This window comes from Streptomyces sp. NPDC059534, assembly GCF_042743475.1.
GTDB lineage: Bacteria > Actinomycetota > Actinomycetes > Streptomycetales > Streptomycetaceae > Streptomyces.
On record NZ_JBHWAQ010000035.1, the window covers coordinates 1 to 21,758 of the forward strand.

Here is a 21,758-nt window from a genome sequence, read left to right on the forward strand (position 1 = left end):
CATACGCGATATCAGGGGGTCTGGTGGGCTGGTTGTTGTTTATAAGAGACAGAGAAGGGGCCGTACCCGATCGGGTACGGCCCCTTCTCGTCGTCTCCGGCCGGGTCAGCGGTCCAGGAGGGCCGCGAACACCTCGGTCAGGGCCTGCTCCGGGTCCTCGACGGCGTCCGTGGCGCGGTAGGCGACGTGCCCGTCCGGACGGACCACGAGCGCGCCGGCAGCGGTGATCTGCCGGACGGCCTCCCAGCCGCCGTCCACGTCCTCGTAGTCGCCGCCCTCGCCGATACGGGCGGTGACGACCGGGACGGAGTACTTCTCCGCCACGCGCTCGGCCGCCTCGGTCCACGCCGTCCCCTCCGGGCCGGTGAGCAGCACGTAGCCGCTCGTGCCGGTGAGGTCGATCGTGGAGAGAAGCTCGCCGTCCCGGCTGATCCAGGCGTGCGGCACCCGGTGCCCGGGGCGGGACGTCGGCACGTGCACGTTCCGCATCGGGACGCGGGCCGGCCGCTCGGTGCCGTCGGGGACGAGCGCGCCCTCCTCGTAACCGAAGCCCACCTCCATGTCGAGCGACTGGCAGCCGCCCCGGTGGGTGTGGAAGATCTCCAGGGCCCGCGCCCGCACGGTGTCGCCGTTCGCCGACGGGTCGAAGTACGCCTCGAGACGCTGGAGGCGGCGGCCCGCCGGGATGTTGTGGCCGGCGCCGATGGCGTCGATGACCACCTGGTGGTGGCTTGCGGCGGACACGGCCCAGTCGACGTTCTCCCGGCCCACGGGGCGGCGCTCGGACTCGTACGTGTCGATCAGGCTGTCGGGCGAGCCGCCGTTGATCACCGCGGCCAGCTTCCACACCAGGTTGTGCGCGTCCTGGATGCCGGTGTTGAGGCCGAGGCCGACGGCCGGCGGCTGGCGGTGCGCGGCGTCGCCGGCGATCAGCACACGGCCGACCCGGTAGCGGTCGGCGAGGTGGGCGTGCACGATCCAGTCGGTGACCTTGTGGACCTCCACCTCGAGCTCCGGCAGGCGCAGCAGCTCGCGGATGCGCGGGATCACCGTCTCGGCGTCCCAGCGGCCGGGCGGGCCGGGGGCGAAGTGGAGGCCCCACTGCTCGCACGCCTTGCCCCAGCTCGGCCCCATCTCGATGAGGTTGCTGGAGAGGTCGGGGTCCTCCGGGCTGAGGAAGTGGGTGATGAGCGTGCCCTCCTCCCACCACTCGGACAGGTCGGCGGAGAAGTAGGCGGTCGTGGTGTTGACGAGTCCGGGCGGGCCGTCCAGCTTGATGCCGACCTCGGGGCCGACGAACCGGCCGCCGTCGGCGCCTATCAGGTACTGCGCCTTGACGGTGGTGACCTCGCCGGTCTCGACGTTGCGCACCTCGGCGCGGACGTGGTCGCCCTCGTCGGAGAAGGTGGTCAGCTCGTGGTGGAAAAGGACGCGGCCGGGGCTGCGGTTCTCCGCGTGGCGGCGCAGGATCGGCTCCAGCCACATCTGCGGCAGCTTGGCCGGCAGGACAGGCCCGACCTCCTCGTAGCTCTCGCGCAGTTCGCCGCCGCCGAAGGCGTCCATCTCGTGGATCAGGCGCCGGTCCATCGGCCCGTCGCCCGCGAGCGTGGTCTGCCAGCGCACCTTGCCGAACATCTCCAGCGGTGCCGCCTCGGCGAGCACGTCGTCGGCGATGCCGTGCTGCCGGAAGATCTCCATCGTGCGCTGGTTGAGATAGTGCGCCTTCGGAATCCTCGACGTGTCCGGGTGCCGTTCCACCAGCAGATGGTCGACGCCCTGGTCGGCCAGGAAGACGGAGGCGGACAGACCGCATCCGCCACCGCCCACGATCAGGACCGGAACCTCGATTGTCCCCATGTTCGCCCTTCCAGAAATATTGACGGATGCATTGCCGTCGCAGCCTGACAAAGGGTTCTTCAGGGCCGGTCAAGAACGGCTGGACCCGGACGGCGCCGGACGCCCGCCGGCCGGTCACGGGGACGTGACCGGCCGGCGGGCGGAGGGGAGCGGTGTCCCCGCGGGGTCAGCCGAGCCAGGCCCCGTCGCGCATGAGGCCGCGGCCCGCCAGCTCGTTGGCCTCCCGCCACGCCTGGATGCGCTGCGGGCGGATGCGGAAGTACTGGTAGGGCTGGTCGAGTTCGCGCGGGTCGAAGCCGGTCTTCGCCGCGAAGGCGTCACCGGCCTCCTGGCCGAGCTCGGCGACGTCCACCGGCTCCGCGACGCCGTCGACGATCACCACGTCGCGGGTCGGGCCGAGGCCGAGGCGGACCCGGGCGTCGGCGAGCAGGTTGCGGCCGGTGACCGAGGCGCGCGGCGTCGAGACGAGGAACGCGGCGCCGTCCCACAGGTAGGAGAGGGGGATGAGGTGGACCCCGCCCTCGGCGCCGGACGTCGCGACCCAGAGGTCGATGTCGTTCTCGAGCCTGGCGCGGGTGTCCTTGAGCCGCTCCTCCGGTCCACGCGGTGGCGTGTCGGTCATGCTTCCTCCATCGATGTCACGGAGCCCTCCCCGTCCGGGGACGGCTCGTTCGGTTGCCGGCCGGGCCCCGCCGGCAGGGTGGCCGCCACGGCCGCCAGCGCCCTGACGGCCGCGCGCACACTGATCATGTCGTGTGACCGGTGCGCCACGAAGCGGACATGCCCGTTCGGCAGCGGCAGAACGCGAACTCCGTACGCGGCGAGTCCCGTTGCGCACTCCTCGGCGGCCATCCCGGCGAGTCGGGCCATGACCATGTTGGTCGGCCGCGGCGGGCGCATCACCTCGGCGCCGGGCACCGTCGCGAGCCCGGCGGCGAGCAGCGCGGCCTTCTCGTGGTCGGTGGCCAGCTCGGACAGCCGCCCCAGGGCGACCAGTGCGGGCGCCGCGACGATCCCCGCCTGGTGCAGGGATCCGCCCAGCCAGGTCCTCGCCTCCCGGGCGTGCGCGAGGTACTCACGGGTGCCGCAGAGCAGTCCGCCGACCGGGCCGCCGAGCCCCTTGGAGACGGAGAAGGCGACGCTGTCGGCGGGTCCGGCCAGCTCGGCGAGCGGGACGCCGAGCGCCACGGCCGCGTTGGCGAGGCGGGCTCCGTCGAGGTGGAAGTGCGCGCCGTACCGGTGGGCGAGCGCGGCCACGGAGCGGGTCGCCGCGGCGTCGAGGGCGTTCCCGGAGCGCATCATGCTGGTGTTCTCCAGGCACACCACGGTCCTGCGGTCCTCCGTGCCGGCGGCGAGCAGCGCGGTCAGGGCGTCGGGGTCGGGCAGGCCGTCGGACCGCTGCCGCACCGACAGGAGTTCGACGCCGCCGAAGCGGCGCAGGCCGTCGGCTTCGAGGAACGCCATGTGGGTGTCGGCGCCGGCGATCAGCCGGGGCGGGGGCGAGCCCGGCGGGCCGGCCGCGGCGAGCGGGGCGACGAGGTTGGCCATCGTGCCGGTGGGCATGAGCAACGCGGCTTCGGTGCCGAGGAGTTCGGCGACCGTCTCCTCCAGGAGAGTGACGGTGGGGTCGTCGCCGTACACGTCGTCGCCGACCTTCGCCTCCGCCATCGCCGCGCGCATCCGGGCGTCCGGCAGGGTGCGGGTGTCGCTGCGGAAGTCGAGCCTCGGGGAGGTGGCGGTCGCCATCGCCGGCTACCTCCCCGTCCGGTGGGCCACCCAGACGGCACGCGGCCGGGTGTAGCCCTCCACGGCGTGGAGGCCCAGTTCGCGGCCGTATCCGGACCGCCCCATGCCGGAGACGCTGACGGACTCCTCGGTGTCGCCCCAGGTGTTGACCCAGACCATGCCGGCGCGCAGGTGGCGGCCGAAGTGCTCGACGCGGTCGGCGTCGGAGGTCCAGACGGAGGCCGACAGGCCGTACGCGGTGTCGTGGGCGAGGTCCAGGGCCTCGACGTCGGTGTCGAACGCGGCGACGGACAGCACCGGGGCGAAGACCTCCTCGCGCCAGGCGCGGCTGTCGGAGGGGGCGTCGTCCACGATGGCCGGGTGGACGTGGAACCCGCCGCCGAGGTCGTGGCGGACGCCGGTGGCGCCGGGCGGCAGGACGACCCGCGCGCCCTTCGCCGCCGCCTCCTCGACCACCTCGGCCGCGCGGTCGGCGGCGGCCGCGCTGATCAGCGGGCCGAGGTCGGTGGCGGGGTCCTCGGGCGGCCCGACCCGCAGGGCGGCGGCCAGTTCGGCGACCCGGGCGACGAACGCGCCGTGCACGGCGCGGTCGACGACCAGGCGGGTGCCGGCCACGCACATCTGGCCGGTGTTGCCGGTGAAGCCGGTGACGACGGCGCGCGCGGCAGCGTCGAGGTCGGCGTCGCGGAAGACCACCACGGGGCTCTTGCCGCCGAGTTCGAGCGAGACGGGCTTGAGGCCGTCGGCGCAGCGGCGGGCGACGTCCCGTCCGGCATCCGTCGAGCCGGTGAACGACACCGTGCCGACGGCCGGGTGCGCGCAGAGCAGCCGGCCGGTGTCGGCGCCGCCGTAGACGGCGCCGAGGACGCCTTCGGGGAGCAGTTCCCCGGCGCGTTCGACGAGGTGGCGCAGGGACAGCGGGGTCTCGGGCGCCGGTTTGACGACGACGGTGTTGCCGTAGGCGAGCGCGGCGGCGATCTTCCAGACCGCGAGGAGCAGCGGGTAGTTGTTCGGCGCGATCGCCGCGCAGACGCCGACCGGCACCCGGTCGGTGTAGGTGCGCATGCCGGGGCCCGCCGGATGGGTCTCCCCCACCGGGTGGCGGGCGGCCGCGGCGAACCAGTCGACCACCCGGGCGGCGAAGTCCACCTCGCCGAGGGCGCGGGCCGTGGGTTTGCCCGCGTTGCTCCGCTCCAGGGCCGCGAAGACCTCGCGGTCGTCGCGCAGCAGGGTGGCGAGCGCCCGCAGCAGGTCGCCGCGGTGGGCCGGGGAGGTGTCGCCCCAGCCGCCGCGGAAGGCGGCGTCCGCGCGGGCCACGGCGTCGTCGACGCCGGCCGCGCCGGTGTCCGGGAGCCGGGTGAGGGACCGGCCGGTGGCGGGGTCGAGCACGGTCCGCCCCGCCGTGGTCATCCCAGCACCTCGGCGTTGCCGGCGAGGCGGAGGCCGGCGTCGAGGCCGGCGACCAGGCCGAGGAAGGTCTCGCGGCCCATGCCCTCGCCGGCGCTGCCGAGCAGGCGGAGGTCGTAGCCGTCGGGGTGCTGCCACCAGGCGTCGCAGGCGCCGTACTCGGCGTCGAGGTAGCCGAGGTGCAGGGGCCGGCCGCCGAGGTCGTGGAGTTCCTCGGCGGCGGGGTGCTTCTCCCGGACGGGCGGGAACTCCAGTCGGCCACCGCCGGTGCGCTGGGCGGTGAGGCGCAGTTCGCCGCCGCCGGGCGAGGCGTAGACGACCTCCAGCTCGCGGACGGCGGCGCCGTCCCCGAAGGTGGCGGCGCTCTCGGCGTGGAATCCGCCGGCCGTGACCGGCACGCCCTGTGCGGTGAGGAAGGCGGTGACGTCGGCCGAGGGGATCCAGTCGCCCTCGTGCTCCTTGCCACGCCGGTGGAAGGAGAAGACGCCGGTGGGCACGGACACCATGTCGGCGCGGTGCCTGGCCCAGTAGCTCAGTTCGGCGAACGGGGTGGCGAGGACGCGTTCCACGGCCTCCGGTACGGCCGGGCGGAGCGCGGCGAACAGGGCGACGAGCTCGTCGTCGGTGAACTCTCCTTCGAGGACGGAGAGTTCGACGGTGGTACGGGCCATCCGGGCGCTGCCGGCGACATGTCCCAGGTAGTCGGTGCCGAGCCAGGCGACGCGGCCTTCGCCGATCTCGTACGGCCGGGTCTCGCCGCCCCACAGGCAGGGGTGGTCGGCGGCGGGGAAGGCCCAGTCGTAATGGAACTGCTTGAGGCGCAGCCGTCGGCCGCCGCCGGAGATCTCGGTGCGGTAGCCGGCCGGGTTGGCGTCGCTCCAGGGGGTGCGGCCCTCGGCCTCGACGCGGCCGGGGGGCGCCTCGCGGCGGAGCGTTCCGACGCTGGTGTCGCAGCCCGCGGGCAGGGCGGCCGGCTGCCACACCACGAAGTTGCAGCCGTCCTGGGCCGCCGCCTCCGTGAGCACCGGCGGTACCGGGTCAAGGTCGGCGGCGTGCTCCAGGATCCGCCAGCGCCACTGCGGTACGGGACTGTTCACCATGACCATGACTCCTCGGTTCGGTTCTGAACTCCGCGAGGTGGTCGAGCCAGGCGGAGGAGGACGCGAGAAACATCCATTCGCCGACGCCCAGTTCGGCGCGGAGGTCGGCGGGCAGCGGCGGCAGCCCGAACGGGGTGCCGAGTCCGTCGGCGAGCTCGGTGAGCCGCCGGACGTAGCGCGGGTCGGTGGGGGTGGGGAAGCCCTGCTTGCGGCGGTGGCGTACCGACTCGGGCATCAGGTCGGCGAGCGCGGCCTTCAGCAGGCCCTTGTGGCTGCCGGGCTTGTTGGTGTCCTTGAGGTGCTCGGGGCAGCGGAAGGCCAGCTCGGTGAGGGTGACGTCCTGGAAGACGGGCCGGTCCTCCAGGGTGAAGGTCGACGAGGTGGCGTCGACCATGTCGTTGACGTAGACGAGGAAGCGGCGCATCAGGTGGTGCCGGCCGCGCTTGAGCGGCGACGCCGTCTTGAGCGCCCGGTACTCGTCCATGGTGCGGGACCACACCCGGTCGGTGACGACGTCCATGTCGACGTCGAGCTCCTGCGCCATCCAGCCGACGAGGCGGGCCCAGACCGGCCGTTCGTCGGCGTGGAGCCGGTGGGTCAGGTAGTGGCGTCCGTGGATGTACGTGGGGGCGAGCGGGTCGACGACGGGGAAGTAGCGGCCGTCCTGGTAGCCCCAGAGCTCGTCGGCGCCGTGGCCCGAGTAGACGACCACCTTCCGGTCGCCGGCGATGGTCCCGTAGAGGTGGTGCATGGCGAGTTCGGCGCCGTGCAGCAGCGGGCGCATCAGCCGGGTGGGCAGGACGGGCACCAGGTCGGCGGCGGCGTTCCGGTCGAGGTCGCAGACGGTCAGCCTCACCCCGAGGTGTTCGGCGACCTCGGTGGCGTAGGCCACGTCGTCGCCGGAGCCGCCGATGCCGTCCTGGTAGCGGAGCACGTACCCGTCGAGGGGTACTCCGGCGGCGGTCAGGCCCGCGGCGATCGCCGTGCTGTCGACGCCGCCGCTGAGCACCGCGGCCCGGGGGACGTCGGACACGGACCGCTGCTCGATCGCCCGGTCGAAGGCGGCCCTGATCTCCTCGGGGCCGACCAGGCCGTCCACCGAGGCGGGCCGCCAGTAGCGCGCGGTGCGGGTGCTGCCCCCGTCGGCGACGAGGTACTCGGCGGGCTGGAGGGAGCGGACGCCGCGCAGCCAGGTGTGGTCGTCGGCCGCGTCCATCCGGATCCAGGAGCGCAGCAGGTACTCCTCGGCGTCGACCTCGGGGGTGATCAGGCCGGTGCTGAGCAGGACCTGCTGCTCGGAGGCGAACAGCAGCCCGCCGTCGGTGAAGGCGTAGAAGAGCGGCTTGACGCCGAAGTGGTCGCGGGCCAGCACCACCCGCCCGGTCGAGGTGTCGTGCCAGGCGAGCGCGAACATCCCGTCGAGCGGCCGCAGGGCGTCGGCGGGGTCGTCCTCGCGGCAGACCTGCTGGAGGGCGAACTCGGTGTCGCAGCTGGTGCGGCGGGGCCACAGCGGCGGCGCGGGCGCCCGGGAGCCGTAGACCTCGCCGTTGTGCACGAGGACGACCCGGCCGGTGGGGTCGGCCATCGGCTGGTCGCCCGCGTGGCTGCGGTCGCGGACGGCCAGCCGGGTCGCGCAGAGCATGACGGTGCCGCACGCCGAGACGTACGGGGCGCGGGAGCCCTCGCCGCGGTGGGCCATGGCCCGGGTCATGGTCCGGCCCAGCGCGTCCAGCGCGGCGGGGTCCCGGCGTCCGTCGAAGCTGATGAAGCCCGCTATACCGCACATGTGCCACTCACCCAACTCACCGCCGGTGTCTCGCTCTTCGGGGCCGGTACCGGCTCGGGCGCGGCCGGTTCGCGCCACACGCGCCAGAGGCCGGCCAGGGCCTCGGTGAAGACGTGCTCGATGCCGTGGTGGCCACCCTCGTGCTCGCGGTAGACGTGCGGGACGCCGTGCGCGCCGAGTGCGGCGTGCAGGGCGCGGACGCCCCAGTGCATGCCGTACTCGTCGCGCTGTCCGACGTCGAGGTGGAGCAGGCCGAGCCCGCTGAGCCGGCCGGCGTGCGCGGGCAGCATGCGCACCGGGTCGTGGGTGAGCCACCGCTGCCACACGTCGTCGCGGAACAGGCCCGTCGCGGGGTCGCACGGCAGCGCGTCCGACGGGCTCGTGCCGGCCTTCTCGGCATAGCACATGCCCATGGCGATGATGCTCATCGCGACCATGAAGGGCACGTCGTGCGGGCCGCCGGTCCGGCGGGCGAGCAGGGCGTCGACGCCGCCGGCCGCCCTTACGGTGTCGAGGGTGCCGGGCAGCAGCGGCAGGTAGCAGTGCTCGAAGCTGGCGTCGGGCGAGCAGGCGACGACCGACCCGAACAGGTCGGAGGTCATGCCCGCGACGAGTGCTCCGTAGCCTCCGCTCGACTTGCCGCCGACGGCCCGCCAGGCCGGTTCGGGCCGGGTCGCGAACCGGCGGTCGACCTCCGCGACGATCTCGGCGAGGTGGCCGGCGTACTCCCCCGAGGCGGCGGAGTCGAGGTACTGCGAGCCGCCGTAGGCGGTGGTGCAGTCCGGTACGACGAGCAGCGCGGGCGGCACCCGGCCGTCCTCCATCGCCTGCCGGAGGCGGTCGGCGACGGAGGCGCCGAAGGCCAGCGCCCGGCCGGTCAGGCTCGGGTGGGCACCGAATCCGGGCAGCCAGTACACGACCGGGAAGCGGCGGACGCCGTCGTAGCCCGGCGGCAGGTGCACCTCGGTACGGCGCCGGTACGGGTCTCCCAGCGGGTTGCCGCGCAGCCGGACGCTCGCGTGCTCGAACACGACGGGCGCGGACGCGGCGGGGTCGGACCCGGCGGGCGCGGACACGGCGGTCCCGGAGACGGCGGAGTCGTTCATGAGCGGCTTTCCTCCCACAGGTGCCGGTCCACGTGGCGGGTGTAGAACGACGGGTGGTGGAAGACCGCGGACAGCAGGACGCCGTCGCTTGCCCACAGGCCGAAGGAGCTGCCGAACAGCAGGTCCGCGCCGAGCATGGCCTCCAGGGTGCTCGCCGCGATCTCCGTCCAGCCCTCGCCGCCGGCGACATGGCCGCGGGCCGGGCCCGGGCCGAGCCGGGTGACGCGGCCGGCCACCGGGTCGAGCAGGAACGCGGTCTCGCCGCCCCCGCCGTCCGCGCCGCCGTCCTCGTACAGCGAGACGACGTGCCGTCCGGCGCCGTCGTCGAGCGCCCGGTACCAGTAGTCGGTCGCGACGAGCCGGTCGAGGACCTCGTGGAGCAGGTCCTCGGCGGGGCGGGTCTGGCCGCCGTACCGGTCGAGGGAGGCGTCGAACGGCGGCACCGGCGTGTCCGGCCGGAGCCGCACCTCGTCGTAGACCTCGTCGAAGTCGTACGCGTCGGGCGCGACGGGTCCTTCGGTCAGCACGGCCTTGCCGTCCGCCACCTCCATGACCTGCCCCGGGCCCCACAGCAGGCCGTCGCGGCCCAGCTCGTCGAGGCGTGCGAGGGCCTCGGTCGGGGTGAAGGGGAACATCGTCCGGTTGCACCACGAGTAGTCGCGCTCGCCGTCGCCGCTGACCCGCCAGCCGAACGAGGAGGGCACGGTCACGGTCGCCGGGAGCGTCGAGACGTACCGGTCGAAGTTCGCGACGGCCCGGGCCCGGACCGCGTCCGGGTCCGTCAGCGCCCGCCGCTCGGTGAGCACGCCGGGCGGCGAGACGCTGTGCGCGGGGACGAACACGGCGTCGAGGCGGGGCGCGTCGTCGCGCGCGAAGGCCGCGACGGTCGCCTCGTGCAGCAGGGCGTCCCCGCAGAGCATGACGGCCGCGTCGGCGGTCTCCACGAGCACGCTCATCTCGGGGAACGACACGGCCGAGGGGAACGTCCGCAGGGTCGCCCCGCCCAGGGTCACGGTGTCGCCGGGCGTCACCGGGTGCAGGCGCTCGAAGCCGAAGCGGCGCAGCGTCCAGGCGATCGCCTGGTGCCCGAGGCCGGAGGCGGTGAGCTGCGGCGGCACGGGGCCGGCGGGGTAGACGCAGGTGACGCCGGCGCTCTGGCGCGGGCTGTCGTCGAAGTCGACGTCGGCGCCGTCGACGAGCCGGTGCAGCGACGGGAAGTGGTGGTGGTCGTAGTGGTGGTGGCTGAGGACCACGTAGTCGACGCCCTCGTCGAGCACCTGGCGGACCAGGCCGTCCGGCAGCGGCGGGTGGTGTTCCCAGAAGCGGTCCAGGCGCTGGGTGAGCCACGGGTCGAAGAGGATGCGCTCGGTGCCCGTCTCGACGAGGACCGCGGCGTGGCCGAGGGAGGTGAGCCGCATCAGCCGGCCGTCTCGTACACGCAGCGGAAGCCGACCTCCATGTGGCGGTCGGTGATCAGGTCCTTGCCCCGGTAGAACGTGGTGAGGCAGGCCGGCGGCGACGTCCACGTACCGCCGCGCAGGACGTGGAAGGCGTCCTTGCGGTTCATGAAGTCCAGCGGGTGGCGGCCCTTGAAGAAGGGGTCCATGTCCTCGCCGGTGTAGAAGTTGGTCCGGGTCAGCTCCCAGACGTTCCCCGAGGTCTGCAGCACGCCGTACGGGCTCGCGCCCTCCGGGAGGGCGTCCGCGGCCAGCACCGGGTGGGCGGGGTTCTCGCCCTGCTCGACGGTGACGAGCAGCGCCTCCAGGGAGTCGAGGTCGGCGACGTTCTCGCCGAAGGACCGCTCGACGTAGTTGACCCGGGCCGGGTCCCACTCGTCGCCCCACGGGAAGCGGCGGCCGTCCGTGCCGCGCGCGGCCTTCTCCCACTGGTTCTCGCTGGGCAGCGCGCCGCCGGCCCACTTCGCGAAGGCGTAGCCGTCGTACCAGTCGATGCCGACGACCGGGAACTCCGGCGCGTTGAAGCGCGGGTCGTGCCAGTGCGCGGGGCGGTGCGAGCGCTCCTCCGGCTGGTCGGGGTGGTCGAACTCGCCGGAGTCGCCGACCTCTTCGAGGAACTCCCGGTAGCGCGCGTTGGTCACGGTGGTGCGGTCGACGAGGAACGCGGGCACGTCCACGGCGCTCAGCGTCAGGTCGTCGGTCAGCATGCGGAAGGCGTCGGTCTCCTCGATCGCGCCGATGATCGCCGGGCCGCCGGGCACCAGGACGACGTCGTCGTTGCGCCGGGGCCGCTTGCGCGCGGCGTCGATCCGGGCCCGCATGTCCGCGAAGTACTCGTCCTCCAGGCGGCGGAGTTCGGCGGAGTCGCGGGTGCCGAAGACGCTGATGAGGGCGCGCTTGGTGAGCGCCGCGCCACAGCCGACGGGCTTGCGCGCCCAGCCCGGCTTGGTGAAGTTGCTGGGCCAGCCCGAGATGCGGATGAGGTCGGGGACGGCGGCCGAGATGCGGTACTCGGTGATGACCTTGAGGGCCGTGAACGCGACCCAGTCGACGGTGTCGTGCGTCGCGGCGGCCACCGCGGAGCCGGCCGCCGGGTCGTCCGCGTGCCGCTCGGCGAGCAGGCGTACGGCGCCGGCGCGCACCGGCCACTCCGGGTGCGTGATGGCGATGCTCGCCAGCAGCGGCACCCCGTCGGCCGCGCGCCCCTTCTCCCCCGCCAGACCGACGATCCGGTCCACCGACGCCCAGTAGCGGTCGTCGGTGGAGTCGTCGATCACCAACAGGTCGGCGGGAATGTCGATGACGTGGGAAACGCGATTACCTACCATCTCAACCTCTCTCTCGGGACGACGGACGACGAGCCGCCCGTACGGAATGCGAATCCGTACGGGCGGCGCATTTCGCTTGTCAGCGGATTACCACTTGCTGGTCTCCTGCTGCGCGTCACGAGTCTCCATGAAGGTACCGTCGCTCATTGTGAACTCCCTTCGTATTTCTCTTCATGCGGTCGGTCGACCTCATGTCCAAGGAGCTTAGGGAGAGGCAGGGAGGCACTACAACGGAAAAGTCCGCGAACGCCGAAAGAGAGCATTCTGCGATAGGTCGGGGGTACGTTCGCGGCAATCCGACGCGAGGAGAGAGGAACAGCGGAATGACTGACACCGAATCCCGTGACCTGCGGGAGAGCGGGTTCACCCGGCTCCCGGAGCTGGTGGCCGGCGACACGCTCGACCGGCTCCGCGGCGCGGTCCGCCGCCTGGAGGAGCTCGCCCGCGACCGCACCGTCTCCAGCGGGGACTTCGTCCTCGAAGCACCCGGCATCGGCGGTTGGGCGGCCTGGCAGCAAGGGGCCGGGGCGCTCGCCGGGGTGCTCCGCTCGGCCGACCGCATCCATGAGCACGTCCCCGAGTTCGACGCGGTACAGCGTTCCCTCGGGCTGGCCGACGGGCCGGTCGCCCGGGCCGCCGGCGGTCGTCCGGGCACCCTGGTGAACGCCTTCCTGTGGGCCAAGCCGCCCGTGGTGGGCTCGGCGAAGCCCTGGCACCAGGACCTGGCCTTCGCCCCGCCCGGCTTCGGCACGGACGAACACGGCATCGTGACGATCTGGATCGCGCTCGAGGCCGCCACCCCGCGCAACGGCTGCCTGGAGTTCCTGCCCGGCTCGCATCTGCTGGGGCTGCTCCCGCACACCGGGGACCGCGAGCGGCTGCCGGGCGAGGCTCCGCTCGCGGCGGCGGTCGAACCGCACGTCGCGGACGGGCACCTGCCGGCGATCGCACCGGTGGCGATGCCCCTGGCGGCCGGCTCGGCGGTGATGTTCGACGGCATGGTGGTGCACCGCTCGGCGCCCAACACGACGGCGGCCGAGCCCCGTACCGCGGTCAGCTTCGTCTACCGGGTGCCGCGACCCTCCTGGACGCGACGCGAACCGGCCGCCGCCCGCGCCTGACGTTCGACTGCGGTCGGTCCGCGGTCGAACGGGGGGCGGGTCGGCGGCCGGTCGGGGCCCGGTCGGACGGCGGTCAGGAACCGTCGAGGGCGTAGAACCCGACACCGTCGAGGTGCCGGATGGTGTTCAGGTCGCGCTGCACGACCTCGTCGAGGTCGTGCAGCAGCGTCACGATCACCGGGTAGGTGAGGTCGTCGACCGTCCGGCGGATGTCCTGGCCCGGCTTCACCAGGGTCGCCAGGGCGTGGAAGCCCTCCAGGCGCTCGATCTCCTCGATGCCCCGGTACGCCCCGAGGACCCCCTCCACCGGGGAGACCATGCCGGCGATCGCGCAGTACCGCTTCACCTCGTACGGGGTCCCCGCGCGGGCGTGGAACAGCTCGGGCCGCAGATACGCCTCGACGGTCCACTCCAGCTGCGAGGCGCCGATGCCCAGACCGGCGGCGGCCGGGATGCCGCCGCCCGCGATCCGGGCGCCGACCTCGACCAGGCACGGTCCGTCCGGGGTCATCCTGATCTCCAGGTGCGCGGGCCCGTGCCGGATGCCGAGGGCGTCCAGGACCTGGAAGCCGTACGCCGTCAGGGGTTCCACGACCCGGCTGCCGGAGTCGACGAGGGAGAGGGCGTCGCAGAGGTCGACGACCCCGTTCGCGCTGACGCGGCCGGTGCGCCAGACGTCGCACACGTGGTGGCGGCCGTCCCGGCTGACGGTGTTCACCATGTACTCGGTGCCCGCCAGGTACTCCTGTGCCACGGCGCCCCGGTTGGGCTGGGAGAAGACGTCGTCGGCGTCGGCGAGGGAGCGGTAGGCGGCGACCGACTCCTCCGGGGTGTCGCAGAAGGAGACGCCCTGGCTGCCGGCGCTGCGCGGCGGCTTCACGACGACGCGGCCGCCGAGTTCGCGGTGCCAGGCGGCGAGTTCGTCCGCGTCGGTGGCCCACAGCTGGCGGGCCGCGCGGAGACCGGCGGCGCGCAGGGTCTCGATCATGAGGTGCTTGTCGCGGCGTGCGGCGCTGAGGGCGCTGCCGTTGCCGGGCAGGCCGAGCCGCTCCGCGAGCAGGTCCGCGAGCTCCACCCCGATCTCGCCGCCCGAGATCACCGCGATCGGCGTGAACGCCGCGATCGCGTCGGCCGTGGCCGCCACGTCGCCCTCGTGGACGATGTCGGCGACGAAGTCGTCGGGAACGTGCGGGGCCGACCGGTACACGTACGGCACGTCGCGGGTGCTCTGCACGCGGACGACGGAGCACCCCTGCTCCCGGAATTCCAGAACGAGCGAACGGACCGCGGCATAGGCATCGACCATCACGATGCACGGGCCGCCCTGTGTGGCTGCTGTCATACGTTCAACGATAGACAGACTTCTGCTTGGCCGAAATCCGTTCAGCTCTGCCATCCTCCAGCCCTGGAGGGATACTTCATGACGTTTTCCACCGCGACATTTCGGTCGCCGCATTTCACTCCCGCATTGCTGTTCGTCAACACGTGCGGGAGTTTTCTGGTTCTTGTGAGCCTGTCCACCCACGTGGGGTCGGTGACCGGTTCCGGCCTGCTCGCCGGCGCCGTGCTGAGCGCCCCCTGGCTGCCCGCGCTGCTGCTCGCCGCGCCGCTCAACCGGCTGCTCGCCCGGCGCGCTCCGGAGCGGCTCGTCCGGCTGGCCGAGGCGGCGAGCCTGCTGCTCACCGCGGCCGCCCTCGCGGCGCCGGGATCCGCGCTGCTCGCGGTCGCCACCGGACTCGTCCTGGTCCGCGGCTTCTTCGAGGCGGTCACCCGCTCGGCCACCTCGGTGGTGCTGCGCGGAGCGGTCCCGCCGGAGCGGCTCGACCGGGCCAACACCATCGCCGAGATCGGCAAGTTGACCGGCCTCAGCGTCGGCGCCGCGCTGGCCGGCCCGGCCGGCTCGGTCCTGTCGCTGCGGGGTCTGATCGCGGTGAACGCGGTCACCCTCGCGCTCTCCGCGCTCCTGGCCTGGGCGCTGCCGGTGTCCGCGGGACGGACCGCGGACGACGCGAAGGCCGACGGGAAGGCCCCGGCCGACACCCGCCTGCGGGTCGAGGACCCGGTGGTGCGGCGGCTGTTCGCCCGCTTCCTGCTGGTGGCGTTCTGGCAGGGCTTCCACACGGTGGCCGTCACGGTGATCCCGCTGCGCCTCCTGGAGGGCGGGACCCGCCTGGTGGGCGTGTTCGTCGCGATGTCGGCGGTCGCCATCTTCGCCGGTTCGCTGGCCGCGCTGCCCGCGCAGCAGTACCTCGACCGGGTCCCGTCGGCCGTCTGGGCCGTCCTGCCCATGCCGCCGCTGCTCGCCGCGGTGCTGGTCGGCCGCACGGCGGCGACGCTCGCGCTGTACGCGCTGTTCCTGGTGCTCTTCGAGGTTGCCTTCGTCCACTTCAACAACCGGCTGCTCGCCGCGGCCTCCGCCGAGGAACTGTCGTCGGTGGTGACGCTCCGGGCGACGCTGCTCCCGTCGGGCGTGGCGGTGTCGATCCTGGTCATGGGCGCTCTGTGCGACCTGGTGGGCCCGGTTCCCGCGGCCCTCGTGGTCGCCGCCGTCACGTTCCTGGTGACCGCCGCAACCGGTGGTACCCGGCAAATCTGGAGAAGACCCGTGCCTGATGCATGAGCATGATGATCGGGACCGGCAAGGGCGGAGTACCCCCATGAACTCCCCCGGCCCCGACGCTAAGGCGGTCCGTCATGCGCGTGCTCATCGTGCCGTTTCCCTTTAAGACGCACCTGTTCAACCTGATTCCACTGGCCTGGTCGCTGCAGACCGCCGGTCACGAGGTGCGCGTGGCCGGCTGGCCCGACCTCCTCGACGACGTCACCGGGGCCGGGCTCACCGGCATCAGTGTCGGTCCGGGCGAGACCGCCGAGGTGCGCAGGGAGCGCGACCAGCGGGACCAGCGGAAGAAGGCCGCCAAGGCCGGCTCCGGCGGGGCCGGTCAGGGACCGCAGCAAGGAGGTGGTCTCGAGCCGCTGTTCGACGTGCGGCCGGACCGGGAGCGGCTGGACTGGGAGCAGGCGACCCGGGTCTTCGAGAACCTGGTGCTCCCGCAGGCCCGGCGGTCGAACGACACGATGATGGACGACGTCGTCCGCTTCGCCCTCGAATGGCGGCCCGACCTGGTGCTCTGGGGCGCGAAGGCGTTCGCGGGAGCGGTGGCGGCCGCCGCGGTCGGCGCGGCGCACGCCCGGGTGCTGTACTCGGTGGACGTCTACAGCCGGATGCGCGAGGACTTCCTGCACGCCCAGGAGCGGCAGCCGCCGGAGGACCGCGCCGACGGGCTGCGCGACTGGCTGTCCGGCTGGGCGGGGAAGTACGGCGTCGAGTTCTCCGAGGACCTGGTGAACGGACAGTTCACGATCGACCCGCTGCCCGGGGCGTTCCGCCCCGACGCCCGGCCGACGACGCTCCCCATGCAGTTCGTGCCCTACAACGGGCCGACGGTGGTGCCGCGTTGGCTGGCCGAGCCGCCGCGGGCGCCCAGGGTCCTGATGACGTTCGGCGACGCGGTGAACGACGGGCCGGTGCGGCAGCTGCTGCCCGTCGAGAAGATCCAGGAGATCCTCGACTCGGTCGGTGATCTGGAGATGGAACTGGTGCTGACGCTGCCGCGGGAGTCCCAGGAGCAGCTGCGCCGGGTGCCGGACAACACGCGCCTGGTGGAGTCCGTGCCCCTGGCCGACGTCCTGCCGACCTGCGCGGCCATGGTCCATCACGGCGGGACCTGGTCGTTCGGCTGCGCACTGCGCTACGGCGTCCCCCAGCTGCTCGTCAGCCGGGCGTTCGACGTGCCGCTGAAGCTCCAGTGCCTCGACCGGACGGGGGCGGGGCTGGCCATGAAGCCCGCCGAGGTGGACGGGCCCGGCGTGCGCGCCGCGATCGTCCGGCTCATCGAGGACCAGACCCTGCGGGCCAATGCCCGGCGGCTCCGTCTGGAAGTGCTCACGATGCCGGCGCCGAACGAACTGGCGCGGACTCTGGAGCAATTGGTCGACGCCCATCGGGCAGACGCGGCCACCACCGCGCACTGACCCGACGGGCGTCGCTCCGGGAGAGCCGTCCCGGAGTGTGTCCCGGAGGGCAGGGGCCCCGCATGTCTCGCTCATGCGGGGCCCTTGCCCGTCCGCTCAGGCGCCGGCCGGAACCGGGTCGGGCGCTGCCGCGCAGGTCGCGTCGACGCCCCACTTGGAGGCCGGCCGGGTGCCGTCCCTCAGGTAGTCGCTGACGTAGGCGTTGAGGCAGGTGTTGCCGTTCGCCGAGAGGGCCGCGCCGACGCTGTGGCCGCCCTTCTCCATGACGAAGCGGGAGTTCGGGAACCGCAGGTGCGTGTCGTAGGCGCCGAAGACGCCGTGCGCGGTGTCGAACTCGGGCTGGATGATGAGGACGTCCACCGAGGAGTTGCCGACCTGCGCGGGCGTCTGGGAGGGCACCGGCCAGAAGGCGCACGGCGCGGTGTACCAGGCGTTGTTCCAGGTCAGGAAGGTGGCGCCGAGGGCGTACTGGGCGGAGTAGGCGGCGCTGTACTGGTTCCAGTCCCGCGGCCAGGGGCCGTCGGTGCAGTTCACCGCGTTGGTCATGGTGTGGCGGTTCTGGTGCGGGAAGCCCGGCGTCGAGAAGTTGGCCTTCAGGGCGGTCGGGTCGTTGTTGACGACGAAGTCCGAGAGGATCTTCGCGCGGTTCAGCCAGAGCCAGTGGCGGTAGACGACGGGCTCGAAGACGTCGGCCCACTCGGCCGGGCCTATCTTGCCGTCGATGGGCGCGTCACGGAGGCTGTTCTGGGCTGTGTAGTACTTCTCCTCGACCTGGGCGGCGGTCGTGCCCAGGTGGTAGACGGAGTCGTACTTGGCGACCCAGGTGAAGAAGATTCCGGCGTTCTGCTCGGTCGTGAAGTTCTTGCCGAGCTGGTTCAGGTAGCCGACGCCGCTCGGGCTGACCACGCTGTCCACGATCATCCGCTGGATGCGGTTGGGGTACATGGAGGCGTAGACGGAGCCGAGGTAGGTGCCCCAGTCGGTGCCGAAGTAGGTGATCTTCTCCTGGCCGAGCGCGATGCGCATCTGGTCCAGGTCGCGCGCCGCGTCCTTGGTGGTGAGGTGGTTGAGCACGTCACCGTACTGCTGGCCGCAGCTCACCGCGTACGCGCGGGCCCGGTCCACCAGCAGCTGCTCGGCGGCGGGCGAGTCCGGGACCGGGTCCGGCAGGGCCTGCCCCGGGTTGATGTAGGACGGGTCGCAGACGACCGCCGGCTCGCTGGCGCCGACGCCGCGCGGGTCGAAGCCGATGAAGTCGTAGGCGGTGCCGACGTCCTGCGCGAGGCCGGTGGTGCCCTTGGCGTACCGGGTGGGCAGGTCCCGTCCGATGCCGCCGGGCCACTGGCCGCGGTTCAGGATGACGACGCCCTTGTACTGTGCCTCGGCGACGGTGTGCTTGGCCCGGGTCAGTGCCAGACTGATCTTCTGGCCCTCGGGATGGGCGTAGTCGAGCGGCACCTGGATCGAGCCGCACTCGAGGCCCTTGAGCAGCGCTCCGAGGTTCGGGTCGTTTTCCGGACACGGCGACCAGGCCACGCTTGCGGCCGGCGTGACCGCCTCCACCGCCGCCACCGGGGTGACGGCCGGACCCACCAGGCCGGTCACGATCACCGTTGTGACCAATGCGAGCTTCTTCACGTGATTCCCCTTCTGGATGCAACGCGCTCGCAGCCTGACAAGTCCCTCTGTAATTCCGGTCAAAGATGGCTGGATTCCCACTTGAGTGAGCAAGAACGGAGAAGCGTTTCGACAGGGCTTTTCCCTAGCATGCGGTCACACGATCCCGACCTAGGAGTGATCATGTCCCACCCCGCCACCCAGGGAATCAAGACGGTGCTCCACCCCGTCAAGGACCTGGCGACGGCAAAGACGGTGTACACCGCGCTGCTCGGCGTAGAACCGCAGACCGACGAGGACTTCTACGTCGGCTTCGACGTCGCGGGACAGCACATCGGGCTGGTCCCGGGGGCGGGCACGCAGGGCATGGCCTCGCCGGTCGCCTACTGGCATGTGCCGGACATCGAGGCGAAGTTGGCGGAGGTGATCGCCGCCGGCGCCGTCGTGCAGAACCCCGCCGCCGAGGTCGGCGGCGGCCGCCTGGTGGCCACCGTCACCGACGTCGACGGCAACGTCCTCGGCCTGCTGCAGGAGCGCTGAGACCGGCCCGCCCCGCCGCGCCCGCCCGGAGCGCCCCCGCCGGCCACCCGGCGTTTCCCCCCTGCGACTCGAATCCCCCCTGATTCCCGCTCGAATTGCCCTCAAGCCCCCCGCGAGGGGAATTCGAGCGGGATTCGAGGGGGATTCGAGCATGCCCGCCTAAGCTCGCCGGATGGGGCCGGGCAAGGGCGGCCCCATCCGGAGAGATGGAGAGACCATGAGCAAGGACACCGGGACGGACGCGCGCTCCGACGAGCCGCACGTCGCCGACCGTCACGATCTGATCCGCGTGCACGGGGCACGGGTGAACAACCTCAAGGACGTCAGCGTCGAGCTCCCCAAGCGCAGACTGACGGTGTTCACCGGGGTGTCCGGCTCGGGCAAGAGCTCCCTGGTGTTCGGCACGATCGCCGCCGAGTCGCAGCGGATGATCAACGAGACGTACAGCGCCTTCGTCCAGGGCTTCATGCCGACGATCGCGCGCCCCGAGGTCGACGTCCTCGAAGGACTGACGACGGCGATCGTCGTCGACCAGCAGCGGCTCGGCGCCGACCCCCGCTCCACGGTCGGCACCGCCACCGACACCAACGCGATGCTCCGCATCCTCTTCAGCCGCCTCGGCACCCCGTACATCGGCCCGCCCAGCGCCTTCGCCTTCAACGTCCCCAAGCGGGTCGCCAGCGGTGCCATGAGCATCGACAAGGGCAAGGGCGAGAAGCTCGTCGTGACCAAGGCCGTCTACCACGGCGGCATGTGCGCCCGCTGCGAGGGCCGCGGCACCGCCAACGACATCGACCTCACCCAGCTGTACGACGAGTCGAAGGCGCTCGGCGACGGCGCGTTCACCATCCCCGGCTGGAAGCAGGACAGCTTCTGGACCACCCGGGTCTACACCGACTCGGGCATCCTCGACCCGAAGAAGCCGATCCGCGACTTCACCGCCGAGGAGATGGCGGAGTTCCTCCACGGCGAGGCGCGCAAGGTCAAGGTCGACGGCGTCAACCTCAACTACGAGGGCCTGATCCCGAAGATCCGGAAGTCGATGCTCTCCAAGGACAAGGACACCCTCCAGCCGCACCTGCGGGCGTTCGTGGAGCGCGCGGTCACCTTCACCTCGTGTCCCGAGTGCGGCGGTTCCCGGCTCAGCGAGGAGGCCAGGTCGTCGAAGATCGGCGGCGTCTCCATCGCCGACGCCTGCGCGATGGAGATCAGGGACCTCGCCGCCTGGGCGCGCGGCCTGGACGAGCCGTCGGTGGCGCCGCTGCTCGCCAAGCTGCTGCACACCCTGGACTCGATCGAACGGATCGGCCTCGGCTACCTGTCGCTCGACCGCCCCGCCGGCACCCTGTCGGGCGGTGAGGGCCAGCGCATCAAGATGATCCGGCACCTCGGCTCCTCGCTCACCGACACCACCTACGTCTTCGACGAGCCCACCACCGGCCTGCACCCGTACGACATCAGCCGGATGAACGACCTGCTCCTCGAACTGCGGAACAAGGGCAACACCGTCCTCGTCGTCGAGCACAAGCCGGAGACCATCGCGATCGCCGACCACATCGTCGACATCGGCCCGCGCGCCGGCTCCGGCGGCGGCCAGGTGATGTTCGAGGGCACCCTCGACGGGCTGCGCGCCAGCGGTACGGTCACCGGCCGCCACTTCGACGACCGGGCGGCCGTCAAGGACACCGTCCGCAAGCCGACCGGGCACCTGGAGATCCGCGGCGCCTCGACGCACAACCTGCGGAACGTCGACGTCGACATCCCGCTGGGCGTGCTGTGCGTGGTCACCGGCGTCGCCGGCTCCGGCAAGAGCTCGCTCGTCCACGGCTCGGTGGCCCGCCGGGAAGGCGTCGTCTCCGTCGACCAGGCGCCGATCAAGGGTTCGCGCCGCAGCAACCCGGCGACGTACACCGGTCTGCTCGACTCCGTCCGGAACGCCTTCGCCAAGGCCAACGGCGTGAAGCCGGCGCTCTTCAGCCCCAACTCCGAGGGCGCCTGCCCCACCTGCAACGGCGCCGGCGTCATCTACACCGACCTGGCGATGATGGCGGGCGCCGCCACCACCTGCGAGGACTGCGAGGGCAAGCGCTTCGAGGCGTCGGTCCTGGAGTACCGCTTCGGCGGCCGCGACATCAGCGAGGTCCTCGCGATGCCGGTCGACGAGGCCAAGGACTTCTTCGGCGCCGGCGAGACGCGCATCCCCGCCGCCCTGCGCATCCTGGAGCGCCTCTCCGACGTGGGCCTCGGCTACCTCGACATCGGCCGGCCGCTCACCACCCTGTCCGGCGGCGAGCGCCAGCGGCTCAAGCTGGCCACGCACATGGCGGAGAAGGGCGGTGTCTACGTCCTGGACGAGCCGACCACCGGACTGCACCTCGCCGACGTGGAGAACCTGCTCGGCCTGCTCGACCGGCTCGTCGACGCGGGCAAGTCGGTGATCGTCATCGAGCACCACCAGGCCGTGATGGCGCACGCCGACTGGATCGTCGACGTCGGCCCCGGCGCCGGCCAGGAAGGCGGCCGGGTCGTCTTCGAGGGCACGCCCGCCGACCTCGTCGAGAGCCGCTCGACCCGCACCGGCGAGCACCTGGCGGCGTACGTCGGCAAGGGGTGACCCGCACGGGAACCACGGGGGCCGGCAGCGGGATTCGTCCCGCC

General features: G+C 72.5%; 16 protein-coding genes. 5 read left to right on the plus strand and 11 right to left on the minus strand.

Going from position 1 to position 21,758, the window contains the following annotated elements; all coding sequences use genetic code 11:
• Positions 1–105 precede the first annotated feature (105 nt).
• The 9 genes from ACFVZH_RS31675 to ACFVZH_RS31715 all read right to left on the minus strand — a co-directional run bounded on the left by ACFVZH_RS31675 (position 106) and on the right by ACFVZH_RS31715 (position 11,787).
• Entirely contained in the window at positions 106–1,857 is a 1,752-nt protein-coding gene (locus ACFVZH_RS31675) for an FAD-dependent monooxygenase (protein ID WP_384902714.1), read from the minus strand.
• A gap of 166 nt (positions 1,858–2,023) precedes the next feature.
• On the minus strand, positions 2,024–2,479 hold the full coding sequence (locus ACFVZH_RS31680; protein ID WP_384902716.1) for a pyridoxamine 5'-phosphate oxidase family protein: 456 nt from the start codon (positions 2,477–2,479) through the stop codon (positions 2,024–2,026).
• On the minus strand, positions 2,476–3,603 hold the full coding sequence (locus tag ACFVZH_RS31685; protein ID WP_384902718.1) for a threonine aldolase family protein: 1,128 nt from the start codon (positions 3,601–3,603) through the stop codon (positions 2,476–2,478). Before ACFVZH_RS31685 ends, ACFVZH_RS31680 begins: the two co-directional genes overlap by 4 nt.
• A gap of 6 nt (positions 3,604–3,609) precedes the next feature.
• Complete coding sequence (locus ACFVZH_RS31690; protein WP_384902720.1) at positions 3,610–5,013, minus strand: aldehyde dehydrogenase family protein; 1,404 nt, start codon at positions 5,011–5,013, stop codon at positions 3,610–3,612.
• The gene (locus ACFVZH_RS31695) at positions 5,010–6,110 is read right to left on the minus strand and encodes a hypothetical protein (protein ID WP_384902721.1); all 1,101 of its coding nucleotides are present in this window, start codon (positions 6,108–6,110) and stop codon (positions 5,010–5,012) included. The genes ACFVZH_RS31690 and ACFVZH_RS31695 overlap by 4 nt, the downstream gene beginning before the upstream one ends.
• On the minus strand, positions 6,049–7,896 hold the full coding sequence (locus ACFVZH_RS31700; protein ID WP_384902723.1) for an asparagine synthetase B family protein: 1,848 nt from the start codon (positions 7,894–7,896) through the stop codon (positions 6,049–6,051). Before ACFVZH_RS31700 ends, ACFVZH_RS31695 begins: the two co-directional genes overlap by 62 nt.
• Positions 7,884–9,002 carry an alpha/beta hydrolase-fold protein gene (locus ACFVZH_RS31705; protein ID WP_384902725.1) on the minus strand — a complete coding sequence of 373 codons (1,119 nt, stop codon included), beginning with the start codon at positions 9,000–9,002 and terminating at the stop codon, positions 7,884–7,886. The genes ACFVZH_RS31700 and ACFVZH_RS31705 overlap by 13 nt, the downstream gene beginning before the upstream one ends.
• Positions 8,999–10,420, minus strand: coding sequence for an MBL fold metallo-hydrolase (locus ACFVZH_RS31710; RefSeq protein ID WP_384902727.1), 1,422 nt, complete (start codon positions 10,418–10,420; stop codon positions 8,999–9,001). The genes ACFVZH_RS31705 and ACFVZH_RS31710 overlap by 4 nt, the downstream gene beginning before the upstream one ends.
• Positions 10,420–11,787 carry a formylglycine-generating enzyme family protein gene (locus ACFVZH_RS31715; protein ID WP_384902729.1) on the minus strand — a complete coding sequence of 456 codons (1,368 nt, stop codon included), beginning with the start codon at positions 11,785–11,787 and terminating at the stop codon, positions 10,420–10,422. Before ACFVZH_RS31715 ends, ACFVZH_RS31710 begins: the two co-directional genes overlap by 1 nt.
• Positions 11,788–12,110: 323 nt before the next feature.
• On the opposite strand from ACFVZH_RS31715, the gene ACFVZH_RS31720 reads away from it, so the two are divergent.
• Positions 12,111–12,908 carry a phytanoyl-CoA dioxygenase family protein gene (locus ACFVZH_RS31720; RefSeq protein ID WP_384902731.1) on the plus strand — a complete coding sequence of 266 codons (798 nt, stop codon included), beginning with the start codon at positions 12,111–12,113 and terminating at the stop codon, positions 12,906–12,908.
• A 73-nt stretch (positions 12,909–12,981) separates the two neighbouring features.
• On the opposite strand, the gene ACFVZH_RS31725 is transcribed toward ACFVZH_RS31720, so the two are convergent.
• Positions 12,982–14,250 (minus strand): ATP-grasp domain-containing protein, encoded by a 1,269-nt coding sequence (locus ACFVZH_RS31725; RefSeq protein ID WP_384902733.1) that lies wholly within the window; start codon positions 14,248–14,250, stop codon positions 12,982–12,984.
• 78 nt (positions 14,251–14,328) lie between these two features.
• Here ACFVZH_RS31725 and ACFVZH_RS31730 point away from each other — a divergent pair, with 78 nt between their 5' ends.
• Positions 14,329–15,528, plus strand: a complete 1,200-nt coding sequence (locus ACFVZH_RS31730; protein WP_384902734.1) for an MFS transporter — start codon at positions 14,329–14,331, stop codon at positions 15,526–15,528.
• A gap of 74 nt (positions 15,529–15,602) precedes the next feature.
• Positions 15,603–16,943, plus strand: a complete 1,341-nt coding sequence (locus ACFVZH_RS31735) for a nucleotide disphospho-sugar-binding domain-containing protein (protein ID WP_384902736.1) — start codon at positions 15,603–15,605, stop codon at positions 16,941–16,943.
• Positions 16,944–17,039: 96 nt separating this feature from the next.
• Here the strand turns inward: ACFVZH_RS31735 and ACFVZH_RS31740 are convergent, their stop codons facing one another.
• A complete protein-coding gene (locus ACFVZH_RS31740; protein ID WP_384902738.1) occupies positions 17,040–18,581 on the minus strand; it encodes an alpha/beta fold hydrolase in 1,542 nt (513 codons plus the stop codon).
• Positions 18,582–18,743: 162 nt separating this feature from the next.
• Here ACFVZH_RS31740 and ACFVZH_RS31745 point away from each other — a divergent pair, with 162 nt between their 5' ends.
• On the plus strand, positions 18,744–19,100 hold the full coding sequence (locus tag ACFVZH_RS31745; protein ID WP_384902740.1) for a VOC family protein: 357 nt from the start codon (positions 18,744–18,746) through the stop codon (positions 19,098–19,100).
• Positions 19,101–19,317: 217 nt separating this feature from the next.
• A complete protein-coding gene (locus ACFVZH_RS31750; protein WP_384902742.1) occupies positions 19,318–21,714 on the plus strand; it encodes an ATP-binding cassette domain-containing protein in 2,397 nt (798 codons plus the stop codon).
• The last annotated feature ends 44 nt before the right edge of the window (positions 21,715–21,758 follow it).

Coding starts and splice junctions, on each gene's coding strand:
- ACFVZH_RS31750 (WP_384902742.1), top strand. CDS start 19,318: ATGAGCAAGGACACCGGGACGGACGCGCGCTCCGACGAGCCGCACGTC.
- ACFVZH_RS31705 (WP_384902725.1), bottom strand. CDS start 9,002: ATGAACGACTCCGCCGTCTCCGGGACCGCCGTGTCCGCGCCCGCCGGG.
- ACFVZH_RS31690 (WP_384902720.1), bottom strand. CDS start 5,013: ATGACCACGGCGGGGCGGACCGTGCTCGACCCCGCCACCGGCCGGTCC.
- ACFVZH_RS31715 (WP_384902729.1), bottom strand. CDS start 11,787: ATGGTAGGTAATCGCGTTTCCCACGTCATCGACATTCCCGCCGACCTG.
- ACFVZH_RS31735 (WP_384902736.1), top strand. CDS start 15,603: ATGCGCGTGCTCATCGTGCCGTTTCCCTTTAAGACGCACCTGTTCAAC.
- ACFVZH_RS31680 (WP_384902716.1), bottom strand. CDS start 2,479: ATGACCGACACGCCACCGCGTGGACCGGAGGAGCGGCTCAAGGACACC.
- ACFVZH_RS31745 (WP_384902740.1), top strand. CDS start 18,744: ATGTCCCACCCCGCCACCCAGGGAATCAAGACGGTGCTCCACCCCGTC.
- ACFVZH_RS31720 (WP_384902731.1), top strand. CDS start 12,111: ATGACTGACACCGAATCCCGTGACCTGCGGGAGAGCGGGTTCACCCGG.
- ACFVZH_RS31695 (WP_384902721.1), bottom strand. CDS start 6,110: ATGGTGAACAGTCCCGTACCGCAGTGGCGCTGGCGGATCCTGGAGCAC.
- ACFVZH_RS31730 (WP_384902734.1), top strand. CDS start 14,329: ATGACGTTTTCCACCGCGACATTTCGGTCGCCGCATTTCACTCCCGCA.
- ACFVZH_RS31685 (WP_384902718.1), bottom strand. CDS start 3,603: ATGGCGACCGCCACCTCCCCGAGGCTCGACTTCCGCAGCGACACCCGC.
- ACFVZH_RS31710 (WP_384902727.1), bottom strand. CDS start 10,420: ATGCGGCTCACCTCCCTCGGCCACGCCGCGGTCCTCGTCGAGACGGGC.
- ACFVZH_RS31700 (WP_384902723.1), bottom strand. CDS start 7,896: ATGTGCGGTATAGCGGGCTTCATCAGCTTCGACGGACGCCGGGACCCC.
- ACFVZH_RS31675 (WP_384902714.1), bottom strand. CDS start 1,857: ATGGGGACAATCGAGGTTCCGGTCCTGATCGTGGGCGGTGGCGGATGC.
- ACFVZH_RS31725 (WP_384902733.1), bottom strand. CDS start 14,250: ATGACAGCAGCCACACAGGGCGGCCCGTGCATCGTGATGGTCGATGCC.